The 18,254-nt window shown below is 74.6% G+C and carries 7 protein-coding genes; 4 read left to right on the top strand and 3 right to left on the bottom strand.

Going from position 1 to position 18,254, the window contains the following annotated elements; all coding sequences use genetic code 11:
• The first annotated feature begins 48 nt into the window (after positions 1 to 48).
• Positions 49 to 996: an NADP-dependent oxidoreductase gene (locus NUM_RS00560; RefSeq protein ID WP_207122482.1), complete on the top strand. Its 948-nt coding sequence runs from the start codon at positions 49 to 51 to the stop codon at positions 994 to 996.
• Positions 997 to 1,011: 15 nt separating this feature from the next.
• Here NUM_RS00560 and NUM_RS00555 read toward each other — a convergent pair whose 3' ends face one another.
• From NUM_RS00555 to NUM_RS00545, 3 genes are all read right to left on the bottom strand, one after another.
• Complete coding sequence (locus NUM_RS00555) at positions 1,012 to 6,537, bottom strand: non-ribosomal peptide synthetase/MFS transporter (protein ID WP_207122481.1); 5,526 nt, start codon at positions 6,535 to 6,537, stop codon at positions 1,012 to 1,014.
• A gap of 73 nt (positions 6,538 to 6,610) precedes the next feature.
• Positions 6,611 to 12,907, bottom strand: coding sequence for a non-ribosomal peptide synthetase (locus tag NUM_RS00550; RefSeq protein WP_207122480.1), 6,297 nt, complete (start codon positions 12,905 to 12,907; stop codon positions 6,611 to 6,613).
• On the bottom strand, positions 12,900 to 13,106 hold the full coding sequence (locus NUM_RS00545) for an MbtH family protein (RefSeq protein WP_207122479.1): 207 nt from the start codon (positions 13,104 to 13,106) through the stop codon (positions 12,900 to 12,902). Before NUM_RS00545 ends, NUM_RS00550 begins: the two co-directional genes overlap by 8 nt.
• Positions 13,107 to 13,403: 297 nt before the next feature.
• Here NUM_RS00545 and panD point away from each other — a divergent pair, with 297 nt between their 5' ends.
• Genes panD through NUM_RS00530 form a run of 3 tightly spaced genes read left to right on the top strand, consistent with a single transcriptional unit; the run spans position 13,404 to position 18,249 of the window.
• Positions 13,404 to 13,763, top strand: coding sequence for an aspartate 1-decarboxylase (panD, locus tag NUM_RS00540; protein ID WP_207122478.1), 360 nt, complete (start codon positions 13,404 to 13,406; stop codon positions 13,761 to 13,763).
• 53 nt (positions 13,764 to 13,816) lie between these two features.
• Positions 13,817 to 15,166: a DUF6002 family protein gene (locus NUM_RS00535; RefSeq protein WP_207122477.1), complete on the top strand. Its 1,350-nt coding sequence runs from the start codon at positions 13,817 to 13,819 to the stop codon at positions 15,164 to 15,166.
• A complete protein-coding gene (locus tag NUM_RS00530; RefSeq protein WP_207122476.1) occupies positions 15,163 to 18,249 on the top strand; it encodes a non-ribosomal peptide synthetase in 3,087 nt (1,028 codons plus the stop codon). The genes NUM_RS00535 and NUM_RS00530 overlap by 4 nt, the downstream gene beginning before the upstream one ends.
• Positions 18,250 to 18,254 lie beyond the last annotated feature (5 nt).

The following is an 18,254-nucleotide window of genomic DNA, read 5'->3' as shown; positions in this document are numbered from 1 at the left end:
TTATGGTAGCGTCAGTGACTGACGCTACGGACGCCGCGAGGAGCAGCCATGAGTCCCGTTCCAGCCACCGCACTGCGCTTCCACGAGTACGGCGAACCGGCCGACGTGCTGCGCCTGGACACCATCGAGGTCGCCGACCCCGCCGCCGGCCGCGTCCGGGTCCGCGTCACCGCGGTCGGGCTCAACCCGGCCGACTGGGAGCTCTGCCGCGGTTTCCGGGCGAGGAGCCTGCCGCGCGGCGTCGGCTACGACGTCGCCGGGGTGATCGAGGCGTCGGGTACCGGCGTCGACGACGTCGCGGTCGGCGATCTCGTCTTCGGTACCGCGGACTTCCTCGGGCAGCCCAGCGCCGGCGCCGCCGACGTCGCGATCCTGGACAGCTGGTACCGGGTGCCCGACGGCCTCGATCCGGCCCGGGCCGCCGTGCTGCCGATGGCGGTCCAGACCGCGGTCTGGACCCTCGACGCGATGAACGTCGAGCCCGGGACCACCCTGCTGGTCAACGGCGCGGGGGCGATGGTCGGGTTCGCCGCGGCCCAGATCGCCCTGCGCCGCGGCGCCCGGGTCGTCGCCACCGCCGGCTCGACCTTCGCCGCGGAACTGACCGCGATGGGCGCCCGGGTCACCGGCTACGGTCCCGGCATGGCCGACCGGGTCCGCGAACTCGCCGGCGCGGTCGATCTCGTGCTCGACGCCCCGCCGCCCAGCCCGGGGACGCTGCCCGAACTGATCGGCCTGGTGGGCGACCCGCAGCGGGTCATGACCATCAGCAACCACGACGAGGCGCGGCAGCTCGGTGCCCGCGTCAACCTCGACCACCTCGCCGCGCCGGCTCCGGCCGGTACGTTCCTGCCCCGCTACGCCGCGCTCGCAGCCGACGGCGCGTTCGGCCTTCCGATCGCCCGGACCTACCCGCTCGCCGAGTGGCGGGCCGCCGTCGAGCTCAGCAGGTCCGGCCGCCCGCACGGCAAGGTCGTCCTGCGCCCCGAGCCGTGACCGGGACCGTACGGCTCAGGCGGCCTCCCGGACCGGTGCGGCGGGGGTGGTGTCGCGCTCCTGGGCACCGACCAGGTCGTCGGGCACCGCATCGGGCACCAGCTCGTCGAACCGGGCCAACCGCCGCACCACCATCGCGCCGCCCGCGAGCAGGGCCATCGCCAGCCCGGCCAGCAGGTACACCAGGGCGATGCCGCGGCCCGGCCCGGTGCCGAGCAGCAGGCCGGCCGAACCGGCGAGCGCGCCGTGCCTGGTCATCAGCGGCTCGACCAGCCGTACCGCGAGGGGCACCAGCAGGCCGAACCCGATCGGCAGCGTGGACCAGGCGACGAGCTGGTTGATGGCGAAGACCCGGCCGTGGAACCGCTGCGGCACCTTGACCTGGATGATGGTCAGGTAGATGCCGTTGACCACGGTGAGGCTCAGCGCGAGCCCGGCGACGCCGGCGCCGATCAGCCAGGCGGACGGCCGCAGCGCGGTGACCACGCAGCTCGCCGCGAGCAGCAGCATGGCGACCTGCACGCCGCGCATCCGGCGGTTCGACGGGCCGCCCCAGGCGGTCATCAGCAGCGCGCCGAGCACGCCGCCGATCGCGCTGGCGAACGAGACGCGCCCGACGGTACCGATGTCGCCGACCGTCAGCACCAGCGGCGAGATGAGCATCATCGGTGCCGCCAGGAACAGGTTGAACAGCGCGAACATCGCCAGCATGGCGCGGAAGCCGCGGTTGTGCCAGACGTAGGTGAAGCCGTGCGCGATGTCGCGGACCAGCGTCTCGCGGCGCCGCCAGCCGAGCGTGGCCGGGAACCGGACGACCAGCACGACGCCGATCGCGGCGAGGTAGCTGACCACGTCGATGGCGAGGATGCCGCCCAGGTGGATCGCGGCGAGCAGCCCGGCGGCGACCAGCGGTACCAGCAGCTGCGCCACGCCGGTGGCCAGCTGGGTGATGCCGGTGGCGTGCCCGAGGTACGCCTTGGGCACCAGCTGCGGCAGCGCCGCGGAGAACGCGAGTCGCTGGAAGGTGGCGGCGACCGACAGCAGCGACAGCAACGGGTACAGCGCCCACAGGTGCAGGTGACCGCTCCACACCAGGATGCCGAGGGTCAGCTGGATGGCCATCGCGGTGCCGTCGCCGGCGATCATCACCGCCCGGCGGTTGACCCGGTCGACGATCGCGCCGGCCAGCGGTGACACCAGCAGCCCCGGCACCAGGCCGAGCACGCCGAGCAGGCCGAGCTTGGACAGCGACCCGGTCGCCAGGTACACGAAGATCGGGATGGCCCAGCTGGTCAGCGACGAACCGAGCAGCGACACCAGCTGGCCGGCGGCGACGGCGACGAACCGGCGCAGGTCGGGCTTGACGGCCCGGCGGGCCGGTGGCGTGTCGGCGCGGCTGGCGACGCCTTCCAGGTACCAGCCGTCGGCGGGGCCGCGGGCCGGCTGGGCGAGCGGCGCGGTGGCCTCGGTCTCGATCGCCGGGTGCACCCGGGTGAGGATCTCGGCGAGCTCGGTGGCGCGGTACTTGAGGAAGAAGTGGCCGGCCTGGTCGAGCACCACGGCGGCGGTGGTGTCGGTCAGGAACTGCCATTCGGTGTAGCGCTCGGCGAAGAACTCGGTGGCCGGGTCCTGGTCGCCGACCACCGCGACGACCGGTGCGCCGATCGAGGCGAGCTCGCCGTCGGTGTCCAGCAGGCTGGTGAAGTACTCCTCGGCGCTGCGCGAGTCGTGCCGCATGTTGCGGATGATCCGGCGGGCCTGGTCGGGGTCGAGGTCGTCCATGCTGACGCCCATCGACTTGAGCCAGTTCTCGTGGTTGCGGTCGGCCGACAGCCGGTCCATCGCGGCGACCTTGGCCAGCGTGCGCAGCACCCCGCGCGGCTGCGCGAACGGGAAGATGGCGCCGATGTACACGGCGGTCAGCGGTCGGCGGGCGGCGTGCAGGGCCCGGGCGAGCGCCACGGTGAGCGCGCCGCCGACGCCGCAGTGCCCGTACAGCACCAGCGGTCCGGTGATGCGTTCCCGGATCTCGGTGACGCACGCGTCGACCAGCTCGTCGAACGGCATCGAGTCCTGGTCCAGGCCGACGTCGTGGCCGGGGATGGCCAGCGCGTACAGGGCGTGCCCGGCGGGCAGCGCGTCGGCGAGCGGCTGGTACACGATGGCGCTGCCGCCGCCGTACGGGACGCACACGTACGTGATCGTCGCGGGCCCGGCCGGGGTCAGCTCGTGCAGCAGCTGGTCGGACCGGTCGGTGTCGCCGTCGAGCAGCGCGGCGAGCGCCCGGATCGTCTTGTGCTTGAACACGTCCAGCACGCCGACGCGGGGCCGGTCCGGCAGCGCGGTACGCAGCCGGGCGACGACCTGGGTGGCGAGCAGGGAGTGACCGCCGACGTCGAAGAAGTCGTCCTCGACGCCGATCGTCTCGACGCCCAGCACCGCGGCCCACACCTCGTGCACGGCGTGCTCGGTGTCGGTGGCCGGCGGCCCGGACGCGGCGCCGGCGGTGGGCGCGGCGGGCGCGGGCAGCGCGGCACGGTCGAGCTTGCCGTTGGCGGTGACCGGCAGCGCCGGGACGGCAACCAGCGTCGCCGGCACCATGTAGTCGGGCAGCATCGTGCCCAGCGCGGTACGCAGCTGCGCCGGGTCGGCGTCGCCGACGAGGTAGCCGACCAGCCGCTGGTCGCCGGGCCGGTCCTCGCGCACCAGCACGGCGGCGTCGCGTACCCCGGGTTGGTCGCGCAGCGCCGCGGCGATCTCGCCGAGTTCGATCCGCAGGCCGCGCAGCTTCACCTGGTCGTCGAGCCGGCCGAGGAACTCGATCGCGCCGTCCGCGGTGCGTACGCCGAGATCGCCGGTGCGGTAGAGCCGGGCGCCGGGCGCCCCGTACGGGTCGGGCACGAACCGTTCCGCGGTCAGCCGCGGCCGGTCGTGGTAGCCGAGCGCCGGTGCGGCGCCGCCGAGGTACAGCTCGCCGGGCAGCCCGGCCGGGCAGGGCGCGCCGGCCGGGTCGAGCACGTGCACGGTGACGTTGTCGATCGGGGTACCGATGGGCACCCTGGACCGGCCGGCGAGCGACTCGGTGGTGCAGTCGTGGGCGAGCACGTCGATCGCGGCCTCGGTCGGGCCGTACAGGTTGTGCAGGGCGGTGTCCGGGTGCCGGGCCAGGAAGTCGCGGGCGACCGTGACGGGCAGCTCCTCGCCGCTGCAGATCACCCGGCGCAGCGACGTCGGGCCGGGTGCGGCGTCGTCGGCGAGGTAGGCGGCGAGCATCGACGGCACGAAGTGCGCGACGCTCACCCGGTGCCGGTCGATCGCGGTACGCAGGTAGGCCGGGTCCTTGTGGCCGTCGGGCGCAGCGAGCACCAGCCGGGCGCCGGTGCGCAGCGGCCAGAAGAACTCCCAGACCGACACGTCGAAGCTGGCCGGCGTCTTCTGCAGGACCGCGTCGTCGGGCCCGATCGGGTACGCGCGTTGCATCCAGTCGAGCCGGTTGACCACCGCGCGGTGCGCGTTCAACACGCCCTTCGGTTTGCCGGTGGAACCGGACGTGTAGATCAGGTACGCCGGGGTGTCGGGGCCGCCGTGCCAGTCCGGGTTCGCGGCCGGCTGGTCGGCCCAGCTCGCCGGCTCGTCGACCAGCAGTACGGGCACCGCACCGGCTGCCCGGACAGAACCGTCCCCGCCGGCCGTTGCGGCCCCGCTCGTCGTTCCGGTCGGGTCGGCGGTACCGGCCGGGTCGGTGCGGGTGAGGTCGGCGTGCGCGCGGCGGCAGAGCAGGGCAGCGGCGCCGGAGTCGGTGAGCTGGTACCGCAGCCGGTCGCGCGGGTGACCGGGGTCCAGCGGCAGGTAGGCGGCACCGGACTTGAGCACGGCGAGCAGCGCGACGGCCAGCTCGATCGAGCGTTCCATGCACACCGCGACCACGTCGCCGGGCCCGATGCCGTTGGCGCGCAACCGATGCGCCAGCCGGTTGGCCTGCTCGTTGCACTGCCGGTAGGTCAGCGTGGTCGCGTCGGTGACCAGGGCCGGCGCGTCCGGGTGGGCGGCGGCCTGCGCCTCGATCGCGGCATGCAGCGGCTCGGCCGGGATCGGTGCGGTGGCACCGGTCGCGGCGGGCAGCTCGGCCTGCGGGTCGGTGAGGGGGAGCCGGGAGACGGGGGTGGCCGGTGCGGCGAGGGCGGCCGCGAGCAGGGTCGGCAGCCGCTCGGCGAAGCCGGCGATGCGGTCGGCGTCGAACAGGTCGGTGTTGTACACGAACAGGCAGTCCAGCCCGGACTCCGCCTCGAAGACGTACAGCTCCAGGTCGAACCGGGTGGACTCGGGCTCCATGGTGAACCAGCCGACGTCGAGGCCTTCGGCCTCCGCGGCGGAGCCGGCGCGGGCGTAGTTCTGCATCGCCAGCGTCACCGAGAACACCGGGGGACGGCTCACGTCGCGCGGCACGTTGAGTTCGGTGACGATGTGCTCGAACGGCGTGTCCTGGTGCTCGTACGCGTTGAGCGCGGTGCCGCGCACCTGCGCCACCAGGTCGGTGAACGTCGGGTCGGCGGCCAGCCGCATCCGCATCGCCAGCACGTTGGTGAACATGCCGACGAGGCCTTCGAGTTCCGGTCGGGTGCGGCCGGCGATCGGGGAGCCGATCGCGAAGTCGTCCTGCCGGGCGTACCGGCCGAGCAGCGCGGCGTAGCCCGCCAGCAGCGTCATGTAGAGGGTGGCGCCGTGGCCGCGGGCGAACTCGCGGATCGCGTCGGTCAGCGACCCGTCGACGTGGAACCGGTGGGTGTCGCCGGCGAAGGTCTGCTCGGCCGGCCGGGGCCGGTCTGTCGGCAGCTCCAGCGGCGGCACCGTGGCGAGCTCGGCCCGCCAGTAGTCCAGGTCGCGGCGGGCCGGTGCGCTGCCCTGCGTCGCGCGCTGCCAGGCGGCGAAGTCGCGGTACCGGACCGCCGGCTCGGCCAGCGGCCCGCCGGTGCGGTAGGCCCGGAGCAGGTCGGCGACCAGCACGTCGGTCGACCAGCCGTCGATCGCGATGTGGTGCACGTCGAGCACCAGCAGGTGGTCGTCGGCGGCGATCCGCACCAGGCAGGCGCGGATCGGCGGCTCGGTGGTCAGGTCGAACGGGAATGCCAGCTCGGTGCGGACCGCGGTCTCCACCGCGCGCTCGTCGCCGTCGACCGGGATCACCGGCAGCGGCACCGGTTTCGGCGGGTCGACGAGGATGCGGGGCCGGCCGTCGTCGGTGGCGGGGAAGCGCATCCGCAGCGTCTCGTGCCGCCGGCACACCTCGGTCAGCGCCGCGGCCATCGCCTCGACGTCCACCGCACCGCGCAGTCGCAGCACCACCGGGACGGTGTAGGCGGTGCTGCCGGGCACCAGCTGATCCATGAACCAGAGCCGTTCCTGCGCGTACGACAGGATCGGCTCGGCGTCGTCGGCGCAGCGCTCGATGGTGCCGGGCGCCTCGGCGTGTGCGGTGCGGGCCCGGCGCAGCCGGTCGGCGAGCAGCGCCCGCTTGGCGTCGGGGAGCCTGGCGGTGGTCATCGGCGCACCTCCCTGATCGTCCACCCGTGATCCGACCGGATGAATCCCCGCCGCCGCAACGGATCTGGCGCGGTCATCGGGGCTCGGCGAGTTCGGCGTCGGCCAGCTCGTCGATGTCGTCGAGCAGCAGCCGTTCCAGCTCGGCGGCGAACTCGCGCACGGTCGGATGACCGAACAGGGTACGGATCGGGATCGGCAGCTCGACCGCGGCGCTGAGCCGGGCCACCGCGCGGGTGGCGAGCAGCGAGTGGCCGCCGAGGTCGAAGAAGTTGTCGGTGGCGGCGAGCGAGCCGCGGCCGAGCGTCTCGGCCCACACCTGCGCGACCAGCTCCTCGGCGTCGCCGTCCGGCGGTACCGCGTCGGCGGCGTCCGGCGCGTCCGGTGCGGGGAGCGCGGCACGGTCAAGCTTTCCGTTGGCGGTCAACGGAAGCCGGTCGAGCACCACGATCGCGGCGGGCAGCAGGTGGGCCGGCAGCACGGTGGCCAGGTCGGCCCGCAGCGCCGTCGCGTCGACGGTACCGACGACGTAGCCGACCAGGTAGGGCTGGTCGCCGGGGTCGCGGTGGACGAGCACCGCGGCCTGCGCGACGCCCGGCCGGGCGGCCAGCGCCGCCTCGACCTCGCCCGGTTCGACCCGGTGGCCGCGCACCTTGACCTGCTCGTCGAACCGGCCGAGGAACTCCAGCTGGCCGTCGGCGCGCCAGCGGACCCGGTCGCCGGTGCGGTACCAGCGCTCGCCGTTCGGCGCCGGCACGAAGGCGGCGGCGGTCGCCGCGGCCCGGCCGAGGTAACCGCGGGCGACGCCGGCGCCGCCGAGGTACAGCTCGCCCGCGACGCCGATCGGGACCCGCCGGCCGGTCGGGTCGAGCACGGTGACCCGGGTGTCGCCGACCGGCCGGCCGATCGGCAGCCGGTGCGACAGCTCGACGTCGGTCAGGTCGGCCGCCGTGGCGATGATCGTCGCCTCGGTCGGCCCGTACGTGTTGAGCACCCGCACCCGGTCACCGACCCGCCGCCAGGCCGCGAGCGCCTCGGTACCGGCCTGGTCGCCGCCGAGGATCAGCAGCCGCAGCCCGGCCGGCCAGTCGACCAGCTCGGTGCCGACCAGCTCGTGCCAGTACGAGGTGGGCAGGTCCAGCACCGTCGCGCTCGCGCCGTCGCCGCCGCGCAGGTAGTCGGGCAGCTCGGCGGCGGGGCCGTCGGGTACCAGCGTGGTGGCGCCGCACGACAGCGCCGGCCACAGCTCCTCGGCATGCGTGTCGAAGCTGGTGGAGGCGAACTGGACGACGCGGTCGTCGCCGGTGATCCGGTAGTGCTCGGTCATCCAGGCGACGCGGGCGGCGAGCGCCCGGTGCGGCACGCCGACCGCCTTGGGCGCGCCGGTGGAGCCGGAGGTATAGCAGACGTAGGCGAGCTCGTCCGGCCCGCTGGCGGCCGGCAGCGGCGCGGTGCCCGCCTCGTCCGGTCGGACGACCGTGACCTCGGGCCAGGTGTCGTCGGTGCCGATCACGTGCCGCACCCCGCTGTCGGCGACCATGTACGCCAGCCGGGCGGCGGGGTAGTGCGGGTCCAGCGCGAGGTAGCCGGCGCCGGCCCGCCAGCAGGCGAGCATCCCGGCGATCGCGTCCGGGCCCGGCCGCAGGTGCACGCCCACCACCGCGCCGGGTGTCACGCCGGCGTCGACGAGCCGGGCGGCGAGCCGGTCGGCCTGGCCGAACAGCTCCGCGTAGCGCACGTCGCGGCCGGCGTGCCGGATCGCGACCCGCGCCGGGTCGGCCGCCGCCACCCGCGCCGGGACCAGCTCGTACGGCGGCAGGGCCGGGCCCTGTTCGGCTGCACGGAGCCGTTCCCGCTCGTCGTCGGTCAGAAGATCCACTGTGGACAGTGCTGCGCCCGGTGCGCCGGCGACGGCGCGCAGCAGCACCTCGAACCGGGCGGCGAGCCGGTCGATGGTGGACCGGTCGAACAGCTCGGCGGCGTAGGTGAACCGGGTGTGCAGCCCGCCACCCGCCTCCCGCCACGCTTCCAGGGTCAGGTCGCAGGTGGCCGGGTGGTCGCCCTCGTCGTACGAACTGGTGGTCAGGCCGGCGAACTCGGCCCGCGAGGTGCCTTGGTTCTGGAACGTGAACACCGCCTGGAACACCGGGGTGCGGCTGGTGTCGCGGGGCAGCTTCAGCTCCGCGGTCAGCGTCTCGAACGGCACGTGCTGGTGCTGGTAGGCGGCGAGCGTCGTGGCCCGGGTGCGGCGCAGCACGTCGACGAAGGTCGGGTCGCCGCGCAGCTCGCCGCGCAGCACCAGGGTGTTGGTGAAGTAGCCGATCAGCGGTTCGAACTCCAGCCGGTCCCGGCCGGCGATCGGCGCGCCGACCAGCACGTCGTCCTGCCCGGCGTGCCGGCCGAGCAGCACCTGGTAGGCGGCCAGCAGCAGCATGAACATGGTGCTCTGCTCGGCCGCGGCCAGCTCGGCGAGCCGGTCGGTCAGCTGCGGGTCGAGATCGCGCACCACCCGGCCGCCGGCCGAACCGCGCACCGCGGGCCGGGGCCGGTCGGTCGGCAGCTCCAGCGTCGGCGGGTCGGCCAGCGAGTCGCGCCAGTGCGCGAGTGACGCCTCGGCGTCCGCTCCCGTCAGTACGGCCTGCTGCCAGGCGACGTGGTCGCCGTAGTGATGCGGCAACGCCGGCAGCGCGCGGCCCGAGTAGGCGGCGGCCAGCTCGTCCAGCAGTACCGTCATCGACCAGCCGTCGGCGACGATGTGGTGCAGCACCAGGCACAGCACGTGCTCGTCGTCGGCGACGGTGAACAGGCTGGGCCGCAGCAGCGGGCCGGCGGTCAGGTCGAACGGGCGGCGCAGCCGGTCGGCCACCGCGGCCGCGGCGGCGCCGGCGGGGTCGGCTTCGCCGCGGCAGTCGAGGTGTTCCCAGTCGACCGGTGCGGGCGGCGCCACCAGCTGCCGGCCCTGCCCGTCGTGGTCGACGAACCGGGTGCGCAGCGGCGCGTGCCGGGCGACCACGGTGTCCAGCGCGCGGTGCAGCGCGTCCCGGTCGAGCGGGCCGTGTAGCCGCCGCACGATCGGCACGTTGTACGCCGGGTCGGCCGGGTCGAGCTGGTGCAGGAACCACAGCCGCTGCTGCCCGGCCGACAGCGGCAGCTCGCCGAGCTCGTCGGTGTGCGGCACCGCGATGCTGCCGGAACCGGCACGGGCGGCGGCCACCGCGCGGGCCAGCCCGGCGACGGTCGGGTCGGCGAACATCGCGCCCAGCGTCACCTCCACGCCCAGCACGGCGCGGACCCGGGCCAGGATCGCCGCGGCGCGCAGCGAGTGGCCGCCGAGCGCGAAGAAGTCGTCGTCCGGCCCGATCGCGGCCACCCCGAGCACCTGCGCCCAGATGCCGGCCACCGCCTCCTCGTCGGTGCTGCGGTAGCGCACCTGCTCGGTACCGGACGGGCCGGTCGGGGTGGGCAGCGCGGCCCGGTCGAGCTTGCCGCTGGGCGAGACCGGCAACCGGTCGACGGTCGTGATCACGGCCGGCACCGCGGCCTCCGGCAGCGTCGCCCGCAGCGTGGCCCGGTCCGGTGCGGTGCCGACCACCCAGCCGACCAGGACCCGCTCGCCGGTCGCGTCCGGGCGCAGGTCGGCGGCCGCGGCGCGCACCCCCGGCACGGCCCGCAGCGCCGCCTCGACCTCGCCCAGCTCGATCCGCTGGCCGCGGATCTTCACCTGCCCGTCCCGGCGGCCGCGGAACTCCAGCACGCTGCCGTCCGGCCGCCACCGCCCCAGGTCTCCGGTGCGGTAGAGCCGGGACCCGGGCGGCCCGTACGGGTCGGGCACGAAGCTGGCCGCTGTCGCGGCCGGGCGGTGCAGGTAGCCGATCGCCGGCGCGACGCCGCCGAGGCAGATCTCGCCGACGGTGCCCGGCGGTACCGGCCGGAGCTGCTCGTCGAGCACGTACACCGCGACGTTGTCGATCGGGGTGCCGAGCGGGACGGTGGCCAGCCCGGCCAGCGCGTCGGGCGCGCAGTGCCAGGCGGTGACGTCCACCGCGGCCTCGGTCGGGCCGTACAGGTTGTGCAGGGCGGCGGCGGGCAGGGTGGCCACGCAGCGCCGCGCCAGCGCCACCGGCAGCTCCTCGCCGCTGGTGACGATCCGCCGCAGGCTGCGCCCGGCAACGGCCGGGAGTGGTTCCGGGCCGGCGGTCGCCGACACCGCGTCGAGGAACGGGGCGAGCATCGACGGGACGAAGTGCGCGGTGGTCACCCCGGCCCGGTCGATCAGCTCGGCCAGGTAGCCGGGATCGCGGTGCCCGTCGGGCCGGGCGAACACCACCCGCGCCCCGGCCAGCAGCGGCCAGAACAGTTCCCACACCGACACGTCGAAGCTGATCGGCGTCTTCTGCAGGACGGCGTCGTCGGCGCCGAGCCCGAACCGGCGCTGCATCCAGCACAACCGGTTGACGATGGCGCGGTGGCTGGTCAGCACGCCCTTGGGTCGGCCGGTCGAGCCGGACGTGTAGATCAGGTACGCGGCGTCGCCCGGATCCCGGCCCGCTCCGGAGCCGGGTCGCGCCGGATCGGCGCCCGCTCCGGCGCCGGGGACCGCGGGGCCGGGGTCCGCTCCGGCGTCGGGATCTCCCGAGCCGCGGTGCGAACCGGGCTCGCCCGGGGTGCCGTCGGGTGACGCGATCGGGTCGTCCAGGCAGCGGATCCGGGCGCCGGTGGCCGGCAGCCGGTCGAGCCGGGCGCGGTCGGCGAGCAGCACCGGCGCCGTGGCGTCGTCGAGCATGAACCGGATCCGCTCGGTCGGATAGCCGGGGTCGACGGGCAGGTAGTGGCCGCCGGCGCGCAGCACCGCGAGCAGCGCGACCAGCAGGTTCGGTCCGCGGTCGGCGCAGACCGCGACCGGCACGCCCGGCCCGACGCCGGCCGCGGTGAGCTCGGCGGCGAGCCCGCCGGCCCGCCGCCACAGCTGCGCGTAGCTCAGCTCGGCGTGCTCGGTGACCACGGCGGTCGCCTCGGGACTGCGCCGCACCTGCGCGCCGATCAGCTCGTCGAGCGTGCTGTCGGGGTAGGCGACCGCGACCGGCGGGGCGGTGGCCGCGGCGAACTCCTCGTCGGTGAGCAACGGCAGCGCCCCGATGCGCTGCCGCGGCGTGGCCAGCCCGGCGGCGAGCAGTCGCTGCCACCGGTCGGCGAACGTCGCGACGGTGGCGGCGTCGAACAGGTCGGTGCGGTACTCGATCCGGCCGGTCGTCGTGGCCAGCTCCAGCAGCAGGTCGTCGCGGGCGGTGCCGTAGCTGGCGTCCAGGCCGGAGTGCGGCAGGTGGTTGAACGACAGCTGGTAGAGCGGGCGCACCGCCGGGTCGCGGTCCAACCCGAGCCGGTCGACCAGCAGCTGTACCGGCACCTCGGCGTGCTCGTGCGCGCCGAGCACCGCGTCGCGGACCCGGCCCACCAGCTCGGCGAAGCTGGGGTCGCCGCCGGCGTCGACCCGGATCACCACCGGGTTGACGAACATCCCGATCAGCGGGGCCAGCTCGGGCCGGTCCCGGCCGTCGACGGGCAGCCCGACCACGATGTCGGTGCGGCCGGAAAGCCGGGCCAGCACCGCGATGTAGCCCGCCAGCAGAACCATCGCCTCGGTCGCCGACAGCGCCCGGGCGGTGTCGGCGAGCCGGCCGGTGACGCCGTCGGTCAGCGTGAACCGGTGCTCGGCGCCGACGAAGGACGCGTGTTGCGGGCGGGGCCGGTCGGTGGGCAGCTCGTGCACGGCGGGCAGGCCGGCGAGCCGGTCGAGCCAGTAGCCGACCGAGTCCGTGGCGCCGGTGACCTGCTCACGTTGCCACGCCGCCCAGTCCGCGTACTGGATGGCCAGTTCCGGCAGCGCCGGGGCGCGGCCGGCGGTGGCCGCGGCGAGCAGCTCGGTGAGGTCGGTGCGCAGCACCGCGAGCGAGCCGGCGTCGAACACGGCGTGGTGCACGACCATCAGCAGCAGGCGGCCGGACGCGCCCCGGTCGAGCACGGTGGCGTGCCACAGCGGCGCCCTGTCGATCGGCATCGGCCGGGCGACCAGGCCGCGGACCGCCTCGGTGAACGCGTCCTCGTCCGGGCCGATGGACAGCGTCGGGCATTCGACCGGCACGGTCGGTGCGATCTCCTGGACCAGGCCCTCGGTGGTCAACCGCAGCGCGGTGCGCAGCGGCTCGTGCCGGTCGGCCAGCCCGCGCAGCGCCGTGACGACGGCGGCCGGGTCGGCCTCGGCGGGCAGCGGCAGCGGCGCGATGACGTGGTACACCGGGGATTCCGGGTCGAGCTGGTTGGCCAGCCAGACCCGTTCCTGCGCGTACGACGCCGTGGTGACGAACGGGTCAGCCACGGTCGCCGGCCTGGTCGGTCGCCGCCCGCAGGCTGGCCGGCCGCAGGTCGGTCCAGACCTTCTCGATGTGATCCAGGCAGTCGTCCAACGAGCCGGTGACGTCCGACCGGTGCCAGCCGGACGGCAGCTCGCGGTCGGTCGGCCAGGTCGAGTACTGACCTTCGTCGTTGTGCACCACGCTGTGCAACTCGTTGGTCATGGCCAACTCCTGACTCGTCTCGTCCCGTACGCACCGCTACCGGGCATGCAGACGATAGCCGACCAGCGCAAGACCAAAACGGGCCAAATCCGTTATGTCCCAGGGGTTTGCGCCTGATGTGTTGACAGGGGTTGCCACTGCTTGACACCGTACCTACGATCGCCGCAGGTCACCGCGAGATCCACGATGACCGATTTCCTAGCGACTCGGTCCGACCGACGGGTGCCGCATCATTCCGGCGAAACGGATGCCGGTCTGCGCTGCGCCGTTGCCATTCGACGGGGAGTGAACTGGCGCATGTTCCGGACGATGCTGCGAGCCAAGATCCATCGAGCCACCGTCACCCGGGCCGACCTGCACTACGTCGGATCGATCACCGTGGACGCCGATCTGATGGCGGCGGCCGACCTGGCGCCCAACGAGCTGGTGCACGTCGTGGACATCAACAACGGTGCGCGGCTGGAAACCTACGTGATCGAGGGCGCCGCCGGCTCCGGCGAGATCGGGATGAACGGCGCCGCGGCCCGGCTGATCCAGCCCGGCGACCTGATCATCATCATCGCCTACGGCATCGTCGCCGACGGCGAGAAGGTCGAGCCGCGCATCGTGCACGTGGACGCCGCCAACCGGATCGTCGACCCGGCCCCGAGCGACTGAGTTTCCGCCCCGCCGAACGATCCACCGGCCCGCCTGCACGGGAGACGCCAACGATGTCGCACCCGCCGACCGCGAACCTGATCCTCGACTACTACGACCGGCTGCCCGAGGTGGTGGCCGCCCGGGTGCACGACCCGTCGCCGGTCGCCGACCCGGTCGCGTTCTCGCCCGGGTTCCGGTTCCCGGAGCTCGACGACGGGCTGCGCGAGTTCTTCTCGGTGGCGAACGCGTGCTGGTGGCAGTTGGGCGAGCACGACTCGCATCGGCTGCAGCTGCTGGATCTCACCCGCGCCCCCGGCACCCGTACGACCAAGACGCTGGCCTCGTTGCTGATCGTGGCGCGCGCGGTGGAGTTCATCCGGCAGACCGGCGAGCCGGTGCTGATCTTCACCCCGACCTCGGCGAACAAGGGCACCGCGCTGCGTGACGCGGTGCAGCGGGCCATCCGTTGCGGCCTGGTCACCCCCGACCAGCTGCGGATCGCGATCGTGGCGCCGGCCAGCTGCCTGCCCAAGCTGCGCGGCGGCCTGTCCACCGGCGACGCGGCGCTCGACCCGCACCGCAACCCGATCTTCCTGTACGACGGGGAGAGCCCGGAGGGGGTCAAGGCGCTGGCGCGCGAGTTCGCCGACCGGTACGCGGGCAAGGTCGGCGCACATCTGTGGTTTTCCCTAGAACTTCGCAACTACCTGGTCGCGGACGCGGCGCGGGCGTTCTTCGAGCACGACGTGGCGCCCACCGTCGGTGCCGCACCACGCTGGCACGCGCACGCGGTGTCCAGCGCGTTCGGGCTGCTCGGTTACAACCTGGGCCGCGACGTGCTGGAGGAGCGCGGCATGGCCGACGCGGCCCAGCGGCCCGGGTTCCTTCTGGTGCAGCACCTCGACACCCCGGACATGGTGCTCAGCCTGCGCCGCGGCGGGTTCGACCGCAGCCTGCTGCCGACCTACCGCTACGGCGGCGGGCTGCACCGGCAGGAGGCCGATCCGCACTTCCCGGCCGCCACGTTCGACCCGGACGAGGTGCTGGACCCGACGTTCTACTCGCACGCGCCGGCCACCTCGCCGGCGATGAACGAGCTGATCGCCCGGTACGGCGGCGACGGCATCGTCGTCTCGCTCTACGAGTGCCTGCAGCGCTACCCGCAGATCCGCGAGCTGCTGGCCGCGACCGACCGGCCGGTGCCCGCCGACCCGCGCCGGCTGCGGGAGTTCTCCCTGGTGATGGCGCTGACCGGTGTCCTGAATGCGGTGCAGCGCGGGCTGGTTCCGGACGGTACCGAGATCGTCGTGCACGCCTCCGGCAGCTACACCGTCGACGACTACCCGCCACTCACCGCGGCCGACACGGTGCCGGTGCGCAGCGTGGACGACATCGCCAAGGTCCTGCTGGGCACCTCGTGACCACGATCGGCTCCCGCTACCCGTCGGTACCGCCGGATACGTTGCGGCGCACCGCGATCGTCGAACCGGCGACGGTGACACCGCGGTTGCCGGCCTGGCACGAGACGCACCCCGGATGGCGGATCTCGTGGAGCGACGCGCATCCCGCCTGGCAGGCCGGCCCCGGCGCGGAGCAGCTCGACGTCGATCCCGACGGCGGGTTCGACCACCGGTCGCTCGCCGAGGCCTGGTCGGAACTCCTCGGCCGGCCACGCCCGCCCGCGATCTCGGCCGGGCCCGAGCCGCCGGTGCCGGCGGTGCGGCACGACTGGGTGACGCCGGAACTGGCGCCGGGGCGGGTGGTCGAGTCACGGTGCGGCGTGGACGGCTGGTGTGCGGTGCGCGCCGATCGCGCCGGCTCGGCGCACCAGGTGCAGCACGCGCTGCGGGCGGTGCTGACCCGCTACACCGGTACCGTCGGGTTTCCGATCGCCCGCGCGGTCGCCGGCGAGTCCGGGCTGCGGCTGATCCTGACCGGTGCCGACGAACCCGCCGCGGCCGATCCGAGCGGTGCCGTCGATGCCGGTGCCGTCGAGCCGGGCGATGCCGGTACGGGTGACGCCGGTACGGGTGACGCCGGTACGGGTGACGCCGGTACGGGTGATGCCGGTACGGCCGGGGCGATCGGGCCGGGGGCGGGCGTGCCGTACCGGGAGGCGCCGGCGGCGGCGTCGATCTGGCTGGTGACCGGCGACGCGGTGCTGCCGGGGTGCACCGACGACGTGGCCGAACTGGTCCTGGCCGCCGGCTGGTACCCGTGCGACCTGGTCGTGGTGGCCACCGGGAACCGGGTCTGGCTGGGCCACGACCGGCAGGTGGTCGACGACGCGCTCGCCGAGTGCCTGGCCGCCGACCTCGCCACCACGCTGGACACCGGCGAGCTACCCGACCGGATGACGATCGAGCGCCGGCAGCCGCCGGAGCTCGGTGACCGGCACCGGCCCTCGGCCGCATGGCGCCCCGCGCAGCGCACCGGCACGGTGCTCGGCAGGTTCGCCGAGCTGGTCGCCGCGCAGCCCGATCGCCCCGCCGTACTGGCCGACGACGGCACCCTCAGCTACGCCGAGCTGGCGGCCGCGGCGGGCGGCGTCGCGCAGGCCATCGCGGCCGGCGGGGCGGCCCCCGCTCGGGCTCCGATCGCCGGCGGGGCGGCGGTCGCCGGCCAAGCTTCGATCGCCGGCGGGGCGGTTGCTGGCCGGGTCGCGCTCGGAGCGGGGGCGCCGGTCGGTGGTCGGGTCGCGGTGCTGCTCGACCACGGCGCCGGTACGGTCGCGGCGATCCTCGGCACGCTCGCCGCCGGCGCCGCGTACGTGCCGGCCGACCCGTCCTACCCGCGGGCGCGGCTGGCGCACCTGCTGCGCGACTCCGGCGTGCACACCGTGCTGGTCGACGCCGGTACCCGCGGCCTCGCTGCGGAGCTGGTCGCCGAGGCGGCGGGCGGGCAGCCGGCGCCGGGCACTCTCCGACCCGCGGTCCGGGTGGTCGACGTGTCCGGGTTGCCCGCGGCGCCGTTGCCGGTGCCCGACACCGACCTGGACGCCGAGGCGTACGTGCTGTACACGTCCGGGTCGACCGGGCTGCCCAAGGGCGTGGTGCAGAGCCACCGCAACGTGCTGTTCGCCGCCGGCAACCACATCGACAACTCCCGCATCGATCCGGCCGACCGGGTCTCGGTGCTCAGCTCGTTCAGCTTCGACATGGCGATCACCGACCTGTTCTCGGCGCTGCTGTCCGGGGCGGCGGCGGTGCCGGTGGACATCCGCCGCCACGGGTTGCTGCACCTGGTGGAAGCGTTGCGGGACCGGAAGGTCAGCGTCTACCACTCGACGCCGACGGTGTACCGGCACCTGGTCGCGGCGCTGGAGGGCGGGCGGCTGCCGGCGATCCGGGTGGTACTGCTGGGCGGTGAGGCGGTGCACGCCGCCGACGCGGTCGCCTACTGGCGGCACTTCGCGCCGGACGGCGTGTTCGTCAACGGCTACGGGGCCACCGAGATCAGCTTCATCGCGCAGGACCACCTGACCGCGCCGCCGGTCGGCGGGGTGGTGCCGGTGGGGCACCCGCTGCCCGGCATCGACGTGACGCTGTGCACGCCCGAGGGTGCGCCGGCCGCGCTGGTCGGTGAGATCGTGGTGCGCAGCCGGCATCTCGCGCTCGGGTACGTCGGTCGACCGTTCCCGGCCGTCGGCGAGGTCCGCACCTACCGCACCGGCGATCTGGCCCGGCGGCTGTCCGACGGCCGGCTGGTGCACCTGGGCCGGGTGGACCGGCAGGTGAAGATCCGCGGCTATCGGGTGGAACTCGGCGAGATCGAGGCGGTACTGGCCGAGCTGCCCGGCGTCCGCCAGGCCGTCGCGGTGGCTCGCGAGCGGCTCACCGCCGGCGGGTTGCCGGCGGAGCGGGAGCTGGTCTGCTACGCGGCCGGTGCGGGCGGGCTCGACCCGGACCAGCTGCTCGCCGGGCTGTCGCAGCGGCTGCCGCACTACCTGGTGCCACGGGCGGTGGTGGTGCTCGACGAGTTGCCGACCACGCCGACCGGCAAGGTGGACGTCGCCGCGCTGCCCGCGGCGCCGGTCGCCACCGTGGCGGCGGAGCTGCCGGACGATCCGCTGGTACGTACGGTGGCCGCCGCGTGGTGCGCGGAGCTGGGCGTGCCGTCGGTGGAACCGGACCGCAACTTCTTCGACCTGGGCGGGCACTCGCTGGCGCTGGCCGGGGTGCAGCGCCGGCTGGAACGCGACCTCGGGGTGCGGCTGCCGCTGCTCGACCTGTTCGAGTACCCGACCGTGACGGCACTCGCCGCTCGCTGCGCCGAGGTTCGTGGCGACGCCGCAGTTCTGTCCACTGTGGACGACGTGCGCATACCGGCGGCCCGGGCGGCCACCGCGGACGCGTCGGCGTCGTCCATAGTGGACGACGCCGCCACCGAACCACCGACGGTGGATGTCGAGATGGCGCGACGGGGCGGGGTGGCCACGAGCGTCGGCGCGGACCGGCTCGCGACGCGGATGGCCCGCCGGGCCGCCCGGCGGAGCGCCCGATGAACGAG

Origin of the sequence: Actinocatenispora comari, from assembly GCF_017312725.1 — a bacterium.
GTDB classification, from domain to species: domain Bacteria; phylum Actinomycetota; class Actinomycetes; order Mycobacteriales; family Micromonosporaceae; genus Actinocatenispora; species Actinocatenispora comari.
The sequence above is the reverse complement of the archived record's forward strand: the minus strand, read 5'-3'. Positions and strand labels throughout refer to the sequence as shown.